This is a genomic window from Arhodomonas sp. KWT2, assembly GCF_041949875.1.
GTDB classification, from domain to species: domain Bacteria; phylum Pseudomonadota; class Gammaproteobacteria; order Nitrococcales; family Nitrococcaceae; genus Arhodomonas; species Arhodomonas aquaeolei.
This window is the reverse complement of the sequence record NZ_JBHFPQ010000043.1, coordinates 1-18,577: the sequence shown is the minus strand read 5'-3', so window position 1 is coordinate 18,577 and position 18,577 is coordinate 1. Positions and strand designations below refer to the sequence as shown.

Sequence of the window (18,577 nt, the reverse complement as noted above, 5' to 3'; positions counted from 1 at the left end):
TCCTGGGGGAGGGGGCGATGAGAAGGGTCCTTGTGACGGCGGTGGTGACCGCCTTGATGGGGCTGGCTTTGCGGGTGTCGGCCACGGAGCTGCCGCGGCCGGACAACCTCGCGCCGGAGATCGCCTTCTGGAAACGCGTCTACACCCAGGTGTCCGGTGATCAGGCGATAATCCACGACCGGCGCGAGCTCGGGCGCATCTATGCCGTTATCGATCTGCCGCCGCGCAGCGAGCCGGAGCCCCGGCGTGATGCGGTGAAGGCGGCGGTGTCGGTATACCGCGGCGTGCTCGAACGCCTGGCGGCGCACCCGGATGCCCCGGACTCGGCGCTGGAACGGCGGGTGCGGGCGGTCTTCCCCCGCGATGCCGTCGCCGATGATTTCCGCGAGGCCGCGGACCGCCTCCGGGTGCAGGGCGGTCTGCGCGACCGCTTCCGCGAGGGACTGGTCCGCTCCGGGCGCTGGCGTGGCTACATCCGCCGGACCCTGCGCGAGCACGGGGTGCCCGAAGCGCTGGCGGCGATGCCCCACGTGGAGTCCTCGTTCAACCCGGCGGCCCGCTCCCACGCGGGTGCCGCCGGCATGTGGCAGTTCACCCGGGGCACGGGCCGCCAGTATCTGCGCATCGACGGCGTCATCGACGAGCGCCTCGATCCCTGGAGCGCCTCCGAGGCGGCCGCCCGGCTGCTCGCCGACAACTATGCCCGCCTGGGCAGCTGGCCGCTGGCCGTCACCGCCTACAACCACGGCGCCAACGGCATGCAGCGTGCGGTGGAGACGGTCGGCAGCAGTGATATCGGCGCCATCATCCACCAGTACGACGGCCCGTATTTCGGCTTCGCCTCGCGTAATTTCTATCCGGCGATCCTGGCCGCCGTGGACGTCGCCCAGGCGCCCGGGCGCTACTTCGCGGACGTGAAGCCGGAGTCCGCCTGGGAGCCGGTGATCGTCAAGGTGCCGGACTTCATGCCCGCCAAGGCCATCGCCAGCGCCCTGGATATCGACGAGGATACCCTGCGCCGCTATAACCTCGGCCTGGGCCGGGGGATCTGGGCCGGCGAGAAGTTCGTCCCCGAGGGCTATCCCCTGCGCGTGCCCGCCCGCGAGCCCGGCGATGTGCGCCAGGCCCTGGCCGGGGTATCCCTGGACCAGCGCTACGCCGAGCAGTGGCCGGATCAGCACCACCGCGTGCGCTCCGGCGAGAGCCTGTCGGCGATCGCCGCGCGGCACGACGTCTCCACCCTGGCGCTGGCGGCGGTCAACGGCATTACCCGGCCCGACCACATCCGCATCGGCCAGCGCCTGCGCGTACCCATGGCCGGCAAGCCGCCGAAGCCGCTGTCGAAGCTCTCGGTGGACGAGGGCGGCGCGGTCTATACCGTGCAGAGCGGCGACACCCTGGCCGCCATCGCCCGGCGCTACGACATGGGTGTCGACGACCTGATCGCCACCAACGATATCGGCGATCCCGACCTGATCCGGCCCGGCCAGGAGCTTGTGGTCCGCGAGGCCCCGCTGCCGACGCGGGTTGCCGGTAACTACTAGGCCGCGCGGCGGGAGCCGACGGCGTCACGCGGGTCTCCCGCCCGGGCCGTCCGCCCTTCCCGCCCCGCCGGTTCTGCGCCGGCGGGGCGGTTCCATGACTTGCACTGAGCAAACCGGCGTCCGATATTAGAGTCAGGAGTCCCGCTGCCCGGACTCCCAGGCCCCGGTGGCCGGTCCGCCGGGGGGCGAAGGGCCAGAAAGCTGGCCCGGCGGCCTGCCGCCCGTGGTGGCACACGGGGCAGGCCGTGCATGCACGGAAACCGGGAGCCGACATGCTCGAGGCCATCAAGCGCTTCTACCAGGAGCGGATCCAGCTCAACGACCACCCCGAAAACGACCCTCAGCACCGCCTGCAGCTCGCCACCGCCGCGCTGCTCATCGAGATGGCGCAGGAGGACAACGAGCGGCACAGCATGGAATTCCAGGCCATCCACGAGGGCATCCGCGAGGTGTTCGGCCTGTCCGACGAGGACACCACCGCCCTCATCGAGCTGGCCGACCACGAGGCCCACGAGGCGACGGATCATTTCGAGTTCACCCGCCTGATCAACGAGAACTTCGACTACGAGCGCAAGTGCGGCGTGGTCGAGCTGCTCTGGCGCGTGTGCCTCGCCGACGAGGACATGAACCGCTACGAGGAACAGCTCGTGCGCAAGATCGCCGAGCTGCTGCACGTCCAGCACCGCGACTTCATCGCGGCCAAGATCCGTGTGCAGCAGGCCTACTCCACGAGCTACATGAACGAGTACGACCATTTCGAGTGATACCGGCGCGGGCCACTACCGGGCCCGGCAGATCGCGACGATCCGAGATGCCGTCGCGTCCGGGCGCGACGCGGTGCGCGCCGACCCGGAGGGCGGCGTGCTCGCGTTTGCGCAGGCGTTCGTGGGCGCCGGCGGGGTGCAGATCCCCGGCCGGCCGGACGCCGGGGACGAGGCCCGGGCGCTCGGCGAGCGGCTGATCCGCGCGTTACGGGCCGGCGCCATGCGTCACCCCGACGACCGCGACCTCCAGCGCGAGGTCGACCGTGCCCGCCGCGAGGCCCGCTGGGCCCTCGCCGGCGCGGACGACAAGGTGGTCGGGTTCTTCATCGTCCTGCCGCCCGGGGTGGAGGACGAGAGCGCCACCGCCGAGGCCCTGTCCCATGCCAGCCAGGGGCTCGGGCCCGGGGTGTTCGCCAAGGGCGACATCGTGGTGCTGCAGCCGGAGCTCGACGGCACGCGCTTCCAGCCCGTGCTCGAGGACGAGATCGAATGCTGAGGAGAGGCGGATGACACGGACCATTCTGATCACCGGGGCGTCGTCCGGTTTCGGCGAGGCCACCGCCCGGCGCTTTGCCGCCGAGGGCTGGCGCGTCGTCGCCACGGCCCGCCGGCGCGAGCGCCTGGCGCGGCTCACCGAGGAGCTCGGCGGGCCCGAGCATGTGCACGCCGTCGAGCTCGACATGCGTGACCGCGAGGCGGTGATGGAGCGCCTCGGCGCGCTGCCCGCGCCCTTCGACGAGCCGGACGTGCTGGTGAACAACGCCGGCATCGGGCGCGGACTGGAGCCCGCCTGGGAGTCCGATGTGGACGAGTGGGAGGCGATGGTCGACACCAACGTGAAGGGGCTGATGTACGCCACCCGTGCGGTGCTGCCCGGCATGGTGGAGCGCAATCGCGGCCATGTCGTCGACCTCGGCTCCATCGCCGGGCGCTGGCCCTATCCCGGCGGCAACGTCTACGGCGCGACCAAGGCGTTCGTCGCACAGTTCTCGCGCAACCTGCGCGCGGACCTGCTGGGCACGCGGGTACGGGTGACCAACCTGGAGCCGGGGCTGTGCGAGACCGAGTTCTCCATCCAGCGCTTCCGCGGTGATGCCGAGCGCGCGGCCTCACTGTACCGCGGCAACGACCCCATCGTGGCCGACGACCTCGCCGAGATCATTCACTGGGTGGTGCACCTGCCGCCCCACGTGAACATCAACAGCATGGAGATCATGCCTGTCAGCCAGTCCTGGGGGGCGTTGCCGGTGAAGCCGGTGCGGTGAGGTTTATAACGATATAGTTTGAATATAGAGGTATTCATTCCTTTATCGATTAAGGGCCGTTGCTTATCGTGACCCTCACGCGAACCGCCCCTTCAGGCGATGCGGAGGATCAGGATGACGGCAGCAACGGCCATCGATACGCACACCCGCCACGACGCCCCCGGGGCGGACGAGCTGGAGGCGCTCAACCGGGAGCTCGCCGGTGCGGACGCCACCGCGCGGGTCGCCTGGGCCCTTGCGCACTTCCCCGGCCGGCTGGTGCTCTCGTCGAGCTTCGGCGCCCAGGCGGCGGTCATGCTGCACCTGGTCACCCGCCAGCGCCCGGACATCCCGGTGGTGCTCATCGACACGGGTTATCTCTTTGCCGAGACCTACCGTTTCGTAGACGAGCTCACCGAGCGGCTGGCGCTCAACCTGCACGTCTACCGCAGCCCGCTGAGCGCGGCCTGGCAGGAGGCGCGATACGGCCGTCTCTGGGAGCAGGGGGTCGAGGGCATAGAGCGCTATAACCGCATGAACAAGGTCGAGCCCATGCAGCGCGCGCTCAGCGAGCTTGGCGCGGATGCCTGGCTCGCCGGCCTGCGCCGCCAGCAGGCGAGCTCCCGCGCGGAGCTGGACGTGGTCGCGGTGCAGAACGGGCGCTACAAGGTCCACCCGATCATCGACTGGAGCGACCGGGACGTCTACTACTACCTCCGCCGCCACGGGCTGCCGTACCACCCGCTGTGGCACGAGGGGTACGTGTCCATCGGCGACTGGCACACCAGCCGCCCGCTCAGCGATGACCTCACCGAGGAGCAGACGCGCTTCTTCGGGCTCAAGCGCGAGTGCGGCCTGCACGAACACGTCTGAAGCCCCGCAGGCGCGTTCGACACCGGTATAATCCCCACGGAGACAATCACAAACCCGTCGCAACCGTGGGGATGACATGCGACATCTCGGCTCGATACTCCTCGGCGTCTGGCTGATCGTTCACGGCCTGCGCGACATCATCCACCTCACGTTCCGCTACGACGACCTCGCCATGGGCGCGCTGGCCATCGTCGCGGGTGCGCTGCTGTTCATCCGCCGCTGACGGTGATCGGCCGCCGTCACTCGACGGAGCGCCCCACCGCCGGGCTGGTGCTCACCGGGGGTGGTGCCCGCGCCGCCTACCAGGTGGGGGTGCTGCGTGCGATCGCGGACATGCTTCCGCCGCGGGCGCCGTCCCCGTTCCCGGTGATCTCCGGGACCTCCGCCGGGGCGATCAATGCCGCCGCCATCGCCACCCACGCCCGGCGCTTCTCCACCGGTGCCCGGGGGCTGGAGCGTGTGTGGCGGCACTTCCGTGTGGGCCAGGTCTACGAGGCCGGCGGCATGCGGCTGACCCGCAGCGCGGCGCGCTGGCTCGCGGCGCTGTTCTTCTCCGGGCTGGGCACGCAGCGCCCGGACGCGCTGCTGGACAACGCCCCGCTGCGCGGGCTGCTGGCGCGGACCATCCGGTTCTCGTGGCTGCGCGAGGCCATCGACCGCGGCGATCTGCGCGCGCTCAGCATCACCTGCTCGTCGTACACGACCGGGGAGTCCGTGGCCTTCTTCCAGGGCGCGCCGGACCTGGCGGGCTGGCGGCGGGCCCGGCGCGAGGGGCGGCCGGCGCACATCGGCGTCGCCCACCTGATGGCCTCCAGCGCCATCCCCGCGATCTTCCCGCCGGTGCGCATCGGCACGCAGTACTACGGCGACGGTGCGGTGCGTCAGCTCGCGCCGCTGAGCCCGGCACTGCACCTGGGCGCGGACCGGATCCTGGTCGTGGGCGTAGCGGACAACGAGGCGGCCGCGCCGGCACAGACGGTGGCGTCGCATCCGCCGTCGGTGGCGGAGATCGCCGGCCACATGCTCGACAGCGCCTTCCTGGACTCACTGGCGGCGGATGTCGAGCGCCTGGAACGCATCAACCGCACCCTCTCGCTGGTGCCCGGCCGGGCGCGGCGCCACGGCGAAACCGGCCTGCGCCCGGTGGAGACGCTGGTGATCCAGCCCAGCACCTCGCTCACCGGCCTGGCCGCCGCCCATGCCGCCGAGCTGCCGCGGGCGATGCGCTTCTACCTCCGCGGCAGCGGTGCGGACGACCCGGGGTCGGTGGTGATGAGCTACCTGCTCTTCGAGGCCGGCTTCTGCCGTGCGGCCATTCGCCTGGGCTACAGCGATGCACTCGCGCGCGAGGCGGAGATCATGCGCTTCCTCGGCTACGAGCCCGCCGTCAGCCGCGGGCCCGGCGGCGCGGTGCCGCCGGACCTCTGGTAGCCCTGCCCCGCGCTACCGCGGTCTAGCGTTCCGGCGCGGCCTCGAGCTGACCGTTGCAGTATTCGATGGCGGTCTGCCCGGAATCGTAATCGTAGTCGGGGTGTTCGACCCGCTCGTCGTCGCGGTATAGCGGGCAGTCCCGGAGTTCACCGTTGTCGCGGTAGACGGCCCACAGACCGGTGCGTCGGCCGGCGTCGTCGTATGCGCCTTCCTCCACCGGATAGCCCCGGGCATCGACGATCCGCCAGCGGCCGCGACGCTTGCCGTGGCGGTAGTCGCCCCGCCAGTGATCGCCGAGCCGGGCGGGCTCGATCCAGGGGCCTTCCCGGTCGCCGTCGACGTAACGGCCCTTCTCGAGGATGTTGCCCTCGCTGTCGTAGCGCACGTGGGGGCCGTCTTTGACGCCGTGGTCATAGTGACTGCGCTCGACGGTGCGGCCGTCCCTGGTGATTCGGTAGGCACCATCCAGCTCACCGTCGACGTAGTGGCCTTCAGTGCGACGCCCCTCGGTGTCGGTCCGGTGGAACGGACCGACAGGACTGCCGTGGACGTAGGTCACCGAGGTGACCGTGCGGCCGTCGATGACCTCGGTCTCGGTGCCATGGCGGCGACCCTGCGCGTCGTAGTGGCGGCGGACGTAGTGCCCCGGTGAAACGGTCTCGATGAACAGGCCCACCCGATGGCCGTCGCGGCGCTCGCGGCGATGGCTGACCCGCCCGTTGGGCGCGAAGCGCACGTCGATCTCGCGCGCCAGTCCGGGGAAGACCGTGTGCCGCGCGTTTACGTAGCCGTAGCCGTCGATCTCCTCGTGGATCTCGCGGCGGTCGCTGCCGGTACCGACGGTGCGTATACGCGAGCGCGGCGCCGCGGCGTCGTGAACGGCCCCTGTTCCGGCGGTGGGTGCCGCCGCCGGGTTAGCGTTGGCCGCCCCCTCGGCGGCGGGCCGTTGTGCGGCGACCGCGACGCCGCCGTGGCACAGCGCAACGACGGCCAGCGGGCCGAGCAGTCGGAATCTGAACCGGGGATACGTCATTCCTGCAGGCCTTCCAGCCGATTGTGCCAGGTCCGCTCGATGGGCTCGCCGGAGAACGTAATGGTCTCAACCGCCGTCACTTTCCCCCAGAAACGGATCGTGCCGTCATCGGCCAGGTAGTCGGCAAGCGTGGTCTGCATCTGCTCCCTGGACCACGGGGTGGACGGGGCATCGGGGGAGGCATCCAGCGGCATGGGACGTAGTGGCCGGCCGCTGGCGTCAAGGAAACGCGTGCCGCGGAAGAAGAGCGCGGCCGGGGTTTCGGGGTCGACGTCATCGCCGACGGCGGCGGCGATGTCCACCAGCCAGGGCCTGTCCGGCGGTGTGGGGGCCGGTTCCGTGTGCCACGCCGGCTGGCCGGGGCAGCTCAGGCGGGTGTCCACCTCGATCCCGTAGAAGAACACGCGCACGCCGTCGTCGGTCATCAACAGCCAGTCCGTGGTCTCGCCGTCCGGGGTCCAGGTCTCGCTGATGAAATCCGGGTGGCGCTGAAAGGCGGGCTGCCAGACCAGTTCGTGCCCCTCCAGCGGCGGCGCGCTGGCGGTGAGCTCACAGGCCGAACCGATACCGCGCGGCAGCGTCAGGCGGAGCTGATTCCGGTCTGCGTCGCGGACGGCGAGATCGTCCAGGTTCAGCGGTGCCTTGCCCGGCGTCGTGGACCGGTCCAGGTAACGGGTTTCAGGGGGCGGCATATCGCGATTGGAGAACCGCAGGGCGCGGCTGGTGAAATGGAGGATGTGCCTGCTGCTCTCGGTGCTTTCGGTGAACAGCGCCAGGCCGAAGGTGTCCCCGTCCCCCTCGACAGCGTACTGCTGAAACCAGCGGTCGGGATCGTCCACGCGCTGCATGAGCGTCCGGTCGGAGGCCGACAGGCCGCCGTCGACGGCCTGGTCGATGAGGCGTCCGGAGAGACCAGCGTAGTTCCGCGTCCTGTCGTAGGTGTAGTAACGGTTGTCTTTGCCGGCGAACAGGATGCGCCAGTGACCGGGCTGGCCGTCGACCGGCACTGCCCGGGCGGAGACCGACCCGTCGCGGATTTCCGTCGGTTCGTCGGCCAGGGAGAGTTGTGTATGCGCGGGTTCCTCCGCCGGCCTATAGATAACGGTGGCATCGACGCTGGCGATGCGTTCCAGCCCCGGGTCGGCCCAGCCGAGCGGGAGTAGCCGGATGACGGTGTTCTGCCGGTCGTCGTCGCCGTAGTCGATGCCGATGGACTCGAGTACCAGCGGAATCGTGAGGGCCTGTCCATCGGCGTCTCGCAGTGTCAATTCCTGGAGGGTCAGTTGGCCGAGCTTCCCGTCGCCGTTGATGCCGTGATCGATGGTCAGCGCGAGCGCGTTGTCCTTGCCGTCGATACGGAAAGTGGTGCCGGCGTCGGCGAGCGGGGCCTCCGCCGGTTCGATCAGCGGTAGGTCGGTGGCCTCGCCGTCGGTTTGCGGCAGGAACAGCGAGTAGCCATCGCTCACGCCCGCCAGTCCGCTCGTCCAGGTGAACCATTCCAGGCTGTCCGCCCAGGCGCCGGTTGTCGGGTCATCGTCGGCGTTCATGGCGAGCTGCGTGTGAACGTTCAGCGCCGTGCCGAAGCCGTCGATCCGTTGATCGCTGATCAGTGTCAGCGACTGGATCCAACCACTGTCGCGCTCCAGGCGCATGCGTCCGGACACGTTGGTGAACTGTATGAACAGGTTGTGACCCATGATGCGCAGGGGGGCCACCCTGGTGGACCCGTCTTCGGCCCTGGTGATGTCGACGAACACGCTGTCCTCGTCGATATCGGCGACGGTCAGACGCAGCCCCGGCATGCCCTGGAATCCGTCCAGCGTGACCTGCGCGCCCTCGCGTGCCGGCAGGCTCAACGGCACCGACGGTGCGAGCATGTGCTGTTCCAGCTGCCTGCCCAGCGCGCCGGTCAGCTGTTTGGTAATCAGGTTCCAGGCGGCGCGGTTGGTGGCGGTCAGCCGTGTTTCACCGTCGGGCTCCATGGTCAGGTCGAATCCCCCGGTGATCAGGTCGCGCACGGGGCCGCGGAACAGACCACCCGAGCGGGCACTCGAGAAGAAGGTTTGCCGGCCTTCCCGGGCCCGAATGAAACGCGGGTCGAGATGCACCGTCAGGGACGGGCGGGCCGAGTCGACCCGGTAGCGCATGATGCTCTGCATGGTCACCGCCTGCGTGTCCGACGATGAAGACTGGCTGTCGTCCTCCCGCATCACCGCACTCACGTCGATGCGGTAGTCGCGCTGCTCGCCGACGGCGGGGCTGAAGCGGATCTCGTCCGGTGCGGACAGCTCCACGATGGTGGTGCCGACGCCGATGAGCACGGCGACCGAGAGCACGGACAGCACGATGGTTCTGGTAGACACGAAGAACTCCGGAACAGGTAAAGGGGCCGGCTAAGCGGCGTTGGTGAGACCCGCGAAACGGGCAATGGGGTGTCCGTTGCCCTGGTCCCGACGGGAGTCAATGCGCCACGGGCCCGCCACACCGGCGAGCGGGCCCGACAGGGTGTCCATGCGTGGCGCGCGATGTGCGGTCGTCGGGATAATACGCTGAAGGCGCGACCCGAAATCCTGAATTGCCCGGTTGAATCCGGCGGTGGGCGGTAACGGCGACGGATTGCGATCGGCGGCCCATGTCGAGGTGTCGCCGGCGACACCCGCAGTTTCCGGTATCGGCTGGGTAGAGGCCGGGCGTGTGAGCGATGGGCCCGAAGAAGGGACTGACGTCATTGTTTCCCCGTTGCAGCGTCCATTGCAGCTCTATGAGCCGGGAGAGATCAGTCCCTGATGGGGACGGAAGGACAGCCTGCGAGGCCCGACGTGACCTCCGGGAAAGCGCGTTTCCGGGGGCACGGCGGGTGAAGCCCATTTCCCTGGGCCGCAGCTTCCTCCGATTCTCGGCTAGCGATTATAGCGACGGCGGGGGAAACCGGGCAACGCGCCGCCCGGCATCCATGGTGCCCCGGCGGGCGGGCCCGCCCCACGGGGGGCGTGCGGTCCCGGCCGGGGCGATCACGTCGTCCGCCCCGCCGCCCACTCGCCGGCGGAACGGTGTTAGAGCAGGTTGTAGACGAACACCACCACCACCGCGACCGGCGCGACGAAGCGGATCGCCAGGTGCCAGAGCCGGAAGCCGAGGGTCTCACCCAGGCCCAGCTCCTCGCTGGCGCTGGCCGTGGACATGCCCCAGCCCACGAACAGCGCGACGCCGAGCCCGGTGAGGGGCAGCATGATGTTCGCGGTGAGGAAATCGAGCGCGCCAAACAGGTTCTGGCCGAACACCGTGTAGCCGGACCACACGTTGAACGACAGCGCCGAGGCCACGCCCAGGGCCCAGATCGTCACCGCCGCCTTGATCGTCGCCGGCCAGCGGTCCTGGCCGCGCTCCTGCAGCCACTCCACCGTGGGCTCCAGCAGTGAGATCGTGGACGTCCACGCCGCGAAGGTCAGCAGCAGGAAGAACAGCGCCCCGAACAGCGCACCGCCGGGCATCGACCCGAAGGCCAGGGGCAGGGTCTGGAAGATCAGGCCCGGGCCTACGGCGGGCTCCAGGCCGTTGGCGAACACCACCGGAAAGATCGCGGTGCCCGCCATCAGCGCGATGACCGTGTCGAGCACCACCACGGACAGCGCCGTGCCGGCGATGGAGGTCCCCGGAGCGAGGTAGGAGCCGTAGGCGATCATGATCCCCATGCCCAGGCTCAGGGTGAAGAAGGCGTGGCCCAGCGCGATCAGCACGGAATGGGTACTGAGCTTCGAGAAGTCCGGGGTGAATAGGAAGTCCACGCCGGCGCTGAAGCCGGACGTGGTGGCGGCGTAGCCGATCAGGATCACCAGCAGCAGCGCCAGTCCGGGCATGAGTATCTTGGCGGCGCGCTCCAGGCCGTGGCGCACCCCGCGGCCCACCACCACCGCCGTCAGCGCCATGAACGCCGTGTGCCAGAGCACGAGCTGCCACGGGCTCGCCTTGAGCGCGTCGAAGGCGGCCTTCACCGTCGCGGCGTCGGCCCCGGCGAAGGTGCCCGTGGCCGTGCGGCCGACGTAGGCGAGGGCCCAGCCGGCAATGACGCTGTAGAACGAGAGGATGACGAACGAGCCGGCCATGCCGAGCAGGCCGACCCCGGCCCAGGCCGGCGAGCGGCCCTCGCGGCGGGCGGTCGCCGCCACGGCGTTGATCGGGCTCATGCGGCCGCGGCGCCCGAGCAGGATCTCGGCGATCAGGATGGGCAGGCCGATCAGCGCGATGCATGCCAGGTACACCACCACGAAGGCGCCGCCGCCGTTCTCGCCGGTGATATAGGGGAATTTCCAGACGTTGCCGAGTCCGACCGCGGATCCCACCGCGGCGAGAACGAATGCCAGCCTGGAGCCCCAGTGCTCGTGTGCCGTGGTCTGCGTGGTGCCTGCCAAGGCGTCGCCCTCCCTAGTTCGCTGAGGCGCAAGGGTAACGCCTGCGGCCGCGGGTGTCGCGCCGGGATGGCGTGCACGGGCTGCCGCGCCGGTATGCCGGGCGATATGCCGCTTCGGCTGTCGGTTGACTTAATGCAACCAACCTACCCGACGTCACGGCTGTGCGGTTATGCCCACTGTCTCGTTCCGGTTGGTCGGTTGCTCCTGGCAACCGACAGGACCGGATTGCCGCAGCGCCCCGGTCCGTGGGCATTGTTCGGGGTATGACGCCGCGTGGGCGGTGTTACGCCGGAGGTCGTGCGCGGGTGTCGCCACGGTACACCGGGCGATACCGCCACTTGGCTGTCGGTTGCCTTCGAGCAGCCGGCCTACCCGACGTCACGGCTGTGCGGTGATGCCCGCTGTCTCGTTCCGGTAGATCGGTTGCTCCTGGCAACCGACAGGGCCGGGTTGCCGCAGCGCCCCGGTCCGTACGCATTGCCCGGTGCCGCGAGGTCGGGCACGGCCACCAGGCCGTATGCGGCGTTCCTCTGGAAAAGCACGAAACGTTGCATGCCTTCGGCGCACAACCTGCCGGCTGAATGGCGGCGCCGGTCGTGGTCGGCGCCTCCCGCCGCTTTGCACTGAACCAAAAAAAACGGCCGGGTCCGAAGGCCCGGCCACGCCGCTTGCGCGGCTCCTCGTCGTTGTCGAGGAAGGGAAGAGACAACCGTTCTGAACGCAACCCCGTCCGTAAGGTTGTACAAAGCGTATAGGGTTTGTTTATTCCTGTCAAATACCTGTACACAAACGTCACATCACCGCCATCCGGCGCGGCGTTGACAGCGACGATTTCTGGTATACCATTTCGGTACCAACCACAACATATGGGGCCGACTGGGGATGGTCGTGTTTATATGTTGTGGAAAAACGGCATAAGCCGTTGACTACTCCACTGTTCGAATCTGTCAACCCGATTCAGGGGGAATGGCCACATGAGTTCCGCTGCGAAGGTGCGCGTGCTGCCCAAGAGCGTTAACGAGATCCCGATACAGCCCGCCTCCCAGGACATCTGGGACAAGAAGTATCGGCTCAAGACCAAGGACGGCACCGTCCTGGACGAGACCGTGGACGACACCTACAAGCGCATCGCGCGCGCGATCGCCGAGGTCGAGGTGCCCGAGAAGCGGGACGAGTGGTACGAGAACTTCCTCTGGGCGCTGCGTCACGGTGCGATCCCCGCCGGGCGGATCACCTCCAACGCCGGCGCCTGGGACCACAAGCCCGCTACCTCCACGATCAACTGCACCGTGTCCTCGACCATCGGCGACTCGATGGACGACATCCTCGACAAGGTCCACGAGGCGGGGCTGACGCTGAAGGCCGGCTGTGGCATCGGCTACGAGTTTTCCACCCTGCGCCCGCGCGGGGCGTACGTCTCCGGCGCCGGCGCTTACACCTCCGGGCCGCTGTCGTTCATGGACATCTACGACCGCATGTGCTTCACCGTCTCCTCCGCGGGCGGGCGCCGCGGCGCGCAGATGGCCACCTTCGACGTCGGCCACCCGGACGTGCTCGACTTCATCCGCGCCAAGCGCGAGGACGGGCGCCTGCGCCAGTTCAATCTCTCGCTGCTGATCACCGACGGCTTCATGAAGGCCGTGGAGAACGGCGAGATGTGGCCGCTCGCCTTCCCGCTCTCGCCCAAGGAGGCGGAGATGGACGGCGTCGACCTCAATGACACCGAGGAGGTGGTCTGGCGCGAGTGGCCGCGGCGCGAGGGCTACATCACCCGCGAGGACGGCCTCGTCGCCTGCCGGATCTACAAGCGGATCAAGGCCCAGCGCATCTGGGACATGATCATGACCTCCACCTACGACTACGCCGAGCCCGGGTTCATCCTCATCGACCGCGTCAACGAGATGAACAACAACTGGTTCTGCGAGGAGATCCGCGCCACCAACCCGTGCGTGACGGCGGATACCTGGGTGCAGACCGATGAGGGGCCGCGCCAGGTGCGCGATCTCATCGGCCGCTCGTTCGTCGCCCGGGTCGACGGACAGGCACATGCCTCCGGCGAGGAGGGCTTCTTCCGCACGGCCACCAAACCGGTCGTGCGGCTGCAGACCGCAGAGGGCTACAGCCTTCGGCTCACCGAGGACCACCGCGTGCGCCGCGTGAGCCGCTTCACCCGCTACACCACCGAGACGGAATGGTGCGCCGCCGGCGAGCTCCGTGCCGGCGACCGGGTGCTGCTCAATGATCACCGCGACAATGCCGAGTGGGGCGGTGCCGTCAACGAGGACGAGGGTTACCTCCTTGGCCTGCTCGTGGGCGACGGCACGCTCAAGGCGGACAAGGCCGTGCTTTCCGTGTGGGAGTCGGCCGCCGTCGGCAACGGCGATGAGGGCGGGCTGAGCGCCGGCGCCCGTGCCGTGATGGACGCCGGCATGCGCGCCGCCGGGACGCTCCCGCACCGCGCGGACTTCGCGGGCTGGCAGCAGGTCGCCGGCCGTGGCGAGTATCGCCTTGCGCTTGGTGCACTCAAGCAGCTCGCGGAGTCGCTCGGCATGTCTCCCGGGGACAAGGCGATCACCCCGGCGCTCGAGCAGGCATCGAGCGATGGCTATCGCGGTTTCCTGCGCGGCCTGTTCGACGCGGATGGTTCCGTGCAGGGCACCCAGGCGAAGGGTGTGAGCGTGCGGCTCGCCCAGTCCGATCTCTCGCGCCTCGAGGCCGTTCAGCGGATGCTCCTGCGCCTGGGCATTACGGCGACGATCTACCGCGACCGCCGCCGTGCCAACGCGGCGCGCATGCCCGACGGCCGTGGCGGCCACGCGGACTACGCCATCCGGCCGCAGCATGAGCTGGTCCTCGCCGGCGAGGGCATCGCCCGGTTCCGCGAGCGGATCGGTTTTGCTGACAGCGACAAGATGAGCCGCCTCGACGCGCTGCTCGACAGTTACTCGCGGCGGCTGAACCGGGAGCGCTTCGTTGCCCGCGTCGCGGGTGTCGAGGACGACGGCGTGGAGGACGTCTATGACGTCCAGGTGCCGGGGATTAACACCTTCGATGCCAACGGCCTGCACGCCCACAACTGCGGCGAGCAGCCGCTGCCGCCCTACGGCGCCTGCCTGCTTGGCTCGATCAACCTCACCAAGTTCGTGCGCGAGCCCTTCACCGAGAAGGCGCACTTCGACTGGGAGGAGTATCGCCGGGTGGTGAGCATCTTCACGCGGCTGCTCGACAACGTGGTGGAGATCAACGGCCTCCCGCTGCCCAGGCAGCAGGAGGAGATCATGCGCAAGCGCCGCCACGGCATGGGCTTCCTCGGCCTGGGCTCGACGCTGACCATGCTGCGCATGCGCTACGGCGACGAGGCCTCGCTGGAGTTCACCGAGCGCGCCGCCAAGGAGATGGCGCTGGAGGGCTGGCGCACCGGCCTGTCGCTGGCGGACGAGAAGGGTGCGGCGCCGCTCATGGACGAGGAGTTCACCGTCACCAGGGAAATGCTCGCCAAGCGCCCGGAGATGGAGAAGGACGGCTACGCCCCGGGCGACACCATCGCCGGCAAGGTCCTGTGGGCGCGCTACAGCCGCTACATGCAGCGCGTGGCCGAGGCCGAGCCGGAGCTCGTCGACGAGCTCGCCGAGCGCGGCGCGCGTTTCACCCACCACAGCTCCATCGCGCCCACGGGCACGATCTCGCTGTCGCTGGCGAATAACGCCGCCAACGGCATCGAGCCGAGCTTCGCGCATCACTACACGCGCAACGTCATCCGCGAGGGCAAAAAGTCCAAGGAGAGCGTGGGCGTCTACAGCTTCGAGCTGCTCGCGTACCGCTACTTCGTCGACCCGGAGGCGCTGCCGAGCACCGATCCGGAGACGCGCAATCTCCCGGACTACTTCATCACCGCGGACGACGTCACGCCCAAGCAGCACGTCGACATCCAGGCCGCCGCGCAGCGCTGGATCGACTCCTCGATCTCCAAGACGGCCAATGTCCCCACGGACTACCCGTACCAGGACTTCAAGGACATCTACCGCTACGCCTACGAGCAGGGGCTGAAGGGCTGCACCACCTTCCGCTTCAACCCGGAGGCGTTCCAGGGCGTGCTCGTCAAGGACAGCGACCTCGCCAACACCACCTACCGTTTCGTTCTGGATGACGGCAGCGTCGTCGAGGCCAAGGGCGGTGACGAGGTGGAGTACGACGGCGAGATCCATACCGCGGCGAACCTCTACGACGCCCTCAAGGAAGGCTACTACGGCCGTTTCTGACGCACACACGGTCCGCACCCTCGGGTGCGGGCCAACCGAGCGAGCGAGTACGATGGCAGCACGACAGGACAACATCGGCGCGGACGCGCCCGACGGGGAAGAGACCATGGCGATCCACATCGGCAGCAAGATCGTTGACTACGAGGTGGTGAAACCCGAGGCGGCGAACCAGACTCAGGGGCAGCAGTCCGAAGCGCCGGCGGAGTCGTCGATCCAGCACATGCACGAGCGTATCGAGCGGCCGGAAATGCTCGAGGGGTCGACCTACAAGATCAAGACCCCGCTGTCCGAGCACGCACTCTACGTCACCATCAACGACGTGGTGCTCAACCAGGGCACGGAGCACGAGATCCGGCGGCCGTTCGAGATCTTCATCAACTCCAAGAACATGGACCACTTCCAGTGGATCGTCGCGCTCACGCGCATCGTCTCCGCCGTGTTCCGCAAGGGCGGCGACTGCACCTTCCTCGTCGAGGAGCTCAAGAGCGTGTTCGACCCCCGCGGCGGCTACTTCAAGCGCGGCGGCCGGTTCATGCCCTCGCTGGTGGCCGAGATCGGCGACGTCATCGACCAGCACCTCAAGAAGATCGGCATGATGGAGCAGGACGGCCTCGACGAGCACCAGAAGGCGTTCATCGAGCAGAAGCGCGCCGAGGCCGAGGCCAAGGCCGCCCCGGAGCCGACCGCCGCCGACTGCGACGACAGCACCGACGCCTACCCCGAGGGCGCCCAGCTCTGCGGCAAGTGCCACACCAAGGCCATGGTCGTCATGGACGGCTGCCTGACCTGCCTCAACTGCGGTGACTCCAAGTGCGGGTGACGATCCCGCGCGGGATCGCCCCGGCCGACTGGATAGCACCATGCCGGCCGGGGCAGCCTTGAGCTAACCGGGCGTGCGCCGGCACACCAGGGGGTGAGGGGATGAGGGAATGGACATCAGCCACGGACGGCAGCGCGCACAACTAGCCCGGGGACGCCAGTCCCCGGTGGACAGACTGCCGAGCAGCCGCTCACCGCTCCCTTCAGGGAGAGGGGCCGGGGGAGAGGGTCTCTCCGAAATCCGCACGCACCCGCCCGGCAGCCGATCAGCCCGTCCGCCCCACCAGAGCGCGATCCGCCGTTCACCCCTCTCCCTGCAAGGGAGAGAGGCCAGGGGAGCGGGCGTCCCCGAAATCCGCACGCACTCACCCGGCAGCCGAACGACCCGCCCGCCCCAGCAAGGCGCGACCCACCGTTCACCCCTCTCCCTTCACGGGAGAGGGGCTGGGGGAGAGGGTGTCTCCCGAATCCGCTATCACCGACGCAGTCGCCGCGGCCACCTTGCGCTCCACCGCCAGGTATTCGAGGAACACCCGCAACGTCCGGCGGACCTGATCTATCAGCCGGCGCTTGCGTGTCGAGTCCATGACATCACCTCCATGTTGAATACTGTATATATATACAGTATCAATGACGCGGACTCAAACTGCGCGCACGATATTGCGGCAGGCCTGGCGGCGCGGAGGCGGATGGTCTATAAAATCAGTGGGTTACAGTGGAAAATGCAAGCCCGCAGCCTGCAATATCGTGCGCGCACGTTTATTGAATATCCGTGCGCGCTACCTAATCACTGTTGGAAGGACAAAGCACATGTATAAGACTCTCGAAAATCCACTCCCACCTCGGTTTGGTCGCATGTATGTAGATAAGGAGCCGCCGGATATGGGGCCACCCCGAGCAGGTGATACGGTCACCGTCGGCGTGACAGAGGAGGTTGATTTCTACATTCAAGTTCACTCCGTAGAGGGAGATCAGCTTGCGGGTGAGGTTGTCGCCATCGGCCCGAATCCACGAGCGGAGTACGAGGGGTGGTCAAGGGGAGATCGCATTCAGGTTACCGAATCGGCAGTGAGGGCGATAATCCGAGATGATTGATCCCTTCCAACATGTCGCTCAACCGGACGCTCGTACCTCGCGCCGGTTAGTTATGCGTTGGGCGGCAGGCGCGAAGACGATAGAGGTTGCATAAATGAAGCGGGCTCATTCCACAGTCCAGATCACCAATCCGAACCCTCATCGCCGGGGGACACAGATATGGCGTGCCGGACAGATAGTGACCGGCATGGAGGGGTGTCGGCTTGAGAGCATTATTAATGCGTTAACAGCTATGGAAGAGGACACGAGAGACGTAGGTGTGGCAGACCCTGCGCGATGGCTTTCTCACTTCGCTGGACTAGAGAGTCGTGAGTCAGGGAAAGAGGTGGAGCCTTGGATCGAAATACTGCACGGCCACCGAGTCGTCCAAAGCACCGCCGAGTTCCGAGAGCTACTCAGGGCAAAGCGCTAATTGCTATGCATCGCCAACAGCGCGCCCAACAATGCGCTTCATCCGACGCCGCGAACGCGGCGCGGCTGAGCTTCATCGTTAGGAATGATCCATGCTCACAGCCGAAGTTAAGGACTACCTGAAGAAGGTCACATTCCTTGCTCCTAGCGTACGGGAGTTATGGATTATCGGCTCTCGGGCGAACGGGAATGCTCGGGATGAGTCCGACTGGGACTTTCTTGCTTTTGGCGAGCTTGGAGCACTTGAGGAGGTTGCAGCGGCGCCGTCATTGCACCTGGACTACATTGACCTTCTCGTAGTGCGGCCCGACGGCACATTTGAGCGGCCGTGGGGTGAATCGAAGTCGGGCTCCTTGGGCGCGTGGGAGTGGAGCCCGGTTGATGCAACCCATGCCAAGTATGTTGGGACGAAGTGGATACCGGACAGGGAAGCGGAAGAAGAAGGTATCGACACATTGGGTGACATCCAACGAAGAACATTGTGGGCCTACAAAGTTTGGCCGGATAGGGAATGTTCCTAACAACAGCTTCAACGCGGACCGGCTTTTCCGCTGGTGACCTTGCCCGGCTGAATTGGACACCTCTTCGTTTCTGCAATTGATGAGGTGATCCATGAAATACCGCCGCTACGACGACATGTTCAAGGTTGAAGCCGTTGAGCTGGCGCTGCAACCGGACATCCAGATCCAGGATGT

Annotated in this window: 14 protein-coding genes; 10 read left to right on the top strand and 4 right to left on the bottom strand. The window is 67.7% G+C overall.

Features of this window, described 5'->3' with window-relative positions; all coding sequences use genetic code 11:
* Positions 1 to 17 precede the first annotated feature (17 nt).
* The 7 genes from ACEZHJ_RS09405 (at position 18) to ACEZHJ_RS09375 (ending at position 5,856) form a co-directional block, all read left to right on the top strand.
* Positions 18 to 1,544 carry a lytic transglycosylase domain-containing protein gene (locus tag ACEZHJ_RS09405; RefSeq protein WP_169509140.1) on the top strand — a complete coding sequence of 509 codons (1,527 nt, stop codon included), beginning with the start codon at positions 18 to 20 and terminating at the stop codon, positions 1,542 to 1,544.
* Positions 1,545 to 1,816: 272 nt separating this feature from the next.
* Positions 1,817 to 2,308 carry a TerB family tellurite resistance protein gene (locus ACEZHJ_RS09400; RefSeq protein WP_018718140.1) on the top strand — a complete coding sequence of 164 codons (492 nt, stop codon included), beginning with the start codon at positions 1,817 to 1,819 and terminating at the stop codon, positions 2,306 to 2,308.
* A gap of 97 nt (positions 2,309 to 2,405) precedes the next feature.
* A complete protein-coding gene (locus ACEZHJ_RS09395) occupies positions 2,406 to 2,804 on the top strand; it encodes a hypothetical protein (RefSeq protein WP_240466078.1) in 399 nt (132 codons plus the stop codon).
* A 10-nt stretch (positions 2,805 to 2,814) separates the two neighbouring features.
* The gene (locus tag ACEZHJ_RS09390) at positions 2,815 to 3,573 is read left to right on the top strand and encodes an SDR family NAD(P)-dependent oxidoreductase (protein WP_163138903.1); all 759 of its coding nucleotides are present in this window, start codon (positions 2,815 to 2,817) and stop codon (positions 3,571 to 3,573) included.
* A 114-nt stretch (positions 3,574 to 3,687) separates the two neighbouring features.
* Complete coding sequence (locus ACEZHJ_RS09385) at positions 3,688 to 4,425, top strand: phosphoadenylyl-sulfate reductase (RefSeq protein WP_018718137.1); 738 nt, start codon at positions 3,688 to 3,690, stop codon at positions 4,423 to 4,425.
* Between the two features lie 76 nt (positions 4,426 to 4,501).
* The gene (locus ACEZHJ_RS09380) at positions 4,502 to 4,648 is read left to right on the top strand and encodes a hypothetical protein (protein ID WP_018718136.1); all 147 of its coding nucleotides are present in this window, start codon (positions 4,502 to 4,504) and stop codon (positions 4,646 to 4,648) included.
* A gap of 2 nt (positions 4,649 to 4,650) precedes the next feature.
* On the top strand, positions 4,651 to 5,856 hold the full coding sequence (locus ACEZHJ_RS09375) for a patatin-like phospholipase family protein (RefSeq protein WP_018718135.1): 1,206 nt from the start codon (positions 4,651 to 4,653) through the stop codon (positions 5,854 to 5,856).
* Positions 5,857 to 5,878: 22 nt separating this feature from the next.
* Here the strand turns inward: ACEZHJ_RS09375 and ACEZHJ_RS09370 are convergent, their stop codons facing one another.
* The 3 genes from ACEZHJ_RS09370 to ACEZHJ_RS09360 form a co-directional block, all read right to left on the bottom strand.
* Positions 5,879 to 6,889, bottom strand: a complete 1,011-nt coding sequence (locus ACEZHJ_RS09370) for a toxin-antitoxin system YwqK family antitoxin (protein WP_259199463.1) — start codon at positions 6,887 to 6,889, stop codon at positions 5,879 to 5,881.
* Positions 6,886 to 9,252, bottom strand: coding sequence for a hypothetical protein (locus ACEZHJ_RS09365; RefSeq protein ID WP_375036465.1), 2,367 nt, complete (start codon positions 9,250 to 9,252; stop codon positions 6,886 to 6,888). Before ACEZHJ_RS09365 ends, ACEZHJ_RS09370 begins: the two co-directional genes overlap by 4 nt.
* 690 nt (positions 9,253 to 9,942) lie before the next feature.
* Positions 9,943 to 11,298, bottom strand: coding sequence for a sodium-dependent transporter (locus tag ACEZHJ_RS09360; RefSeq protein WP_375036464.1), 1,356 nt, complete (start codon positions 11,296 to 11,298; stop codon positions 9,943 to 9,945).
* Between the two features lie 974 nt (positions 11,299 to 12,272).
* Between ACEZHJ_RS09360 and ACEZHJ_RS09355 the strand changes: the two genes are divergently transcribed.
* Together ACEZHJ_RS09355 and ACEZHJ_RS09350 are read left to right on the top strand one after the other, a co-directional pair.
* Positions 12,273 to 15,557, top strand: coding sequence for an LAGLIDADG family homing endonuclease (locus ACEZHJ_RS09355; protein WP_375036463.1), 3,285 nt, complete (start codon positions 12,273 to 12,275; stop codon positions 15,555 to 15,557).
* Between the two features lie 106 nt (positions 15,558 to 15,663).
* The gene (locus ACEZHJ_RS09350; protein WP_026321073.1) at positions 15,664 to 16,377 is read left to right on the top strand and encodes an NrdJb; all 714 of its coding nucleotides are present in this window, start codon (positions 15,664 to 15,666) and stop codon (positions 16,375 to 16,377) included.
* Positions 16,378 to 16,792: 415 nt separating this feature from the next.
* Here ACEZHJ_RS09350 and ACEZHJ_RS09345 read toward each other — a convergent pair whose 3' ends face one another.
* Positions 16,793 to 16,963 carry a hypothetical protein gene (locus tag ACEZHJ_RS09345; RefSeq protein WP_163138908.1) on the bottom strand — a complete coding sequence of 57 codons (171 nt, stop codon included), beginning with the start codon at positions 16,961 to 16,963 and terminating at the stop codon, positions 16,793 to 16,795.
* 1,011 nt (positions 16,964 to 17,974) lie between these two features.
* On the opposite strand from ACEZHJ_RS09345, the gene ACEZHJ_RS09340 reads away from it, so the two are divergent.
* A complete protein-coding gene (locus ACEZHJ_RS09340) occupies positions 17,975 to 18,403 on the top strand; it encodes a hypothetical protein (protein ID WP_375036462.1) in 429 nt (142 codons plus the stop codon).
* The last annotated feature ends 174 nt before the right edge of the window (positions 18,404 to 18,577 follow it).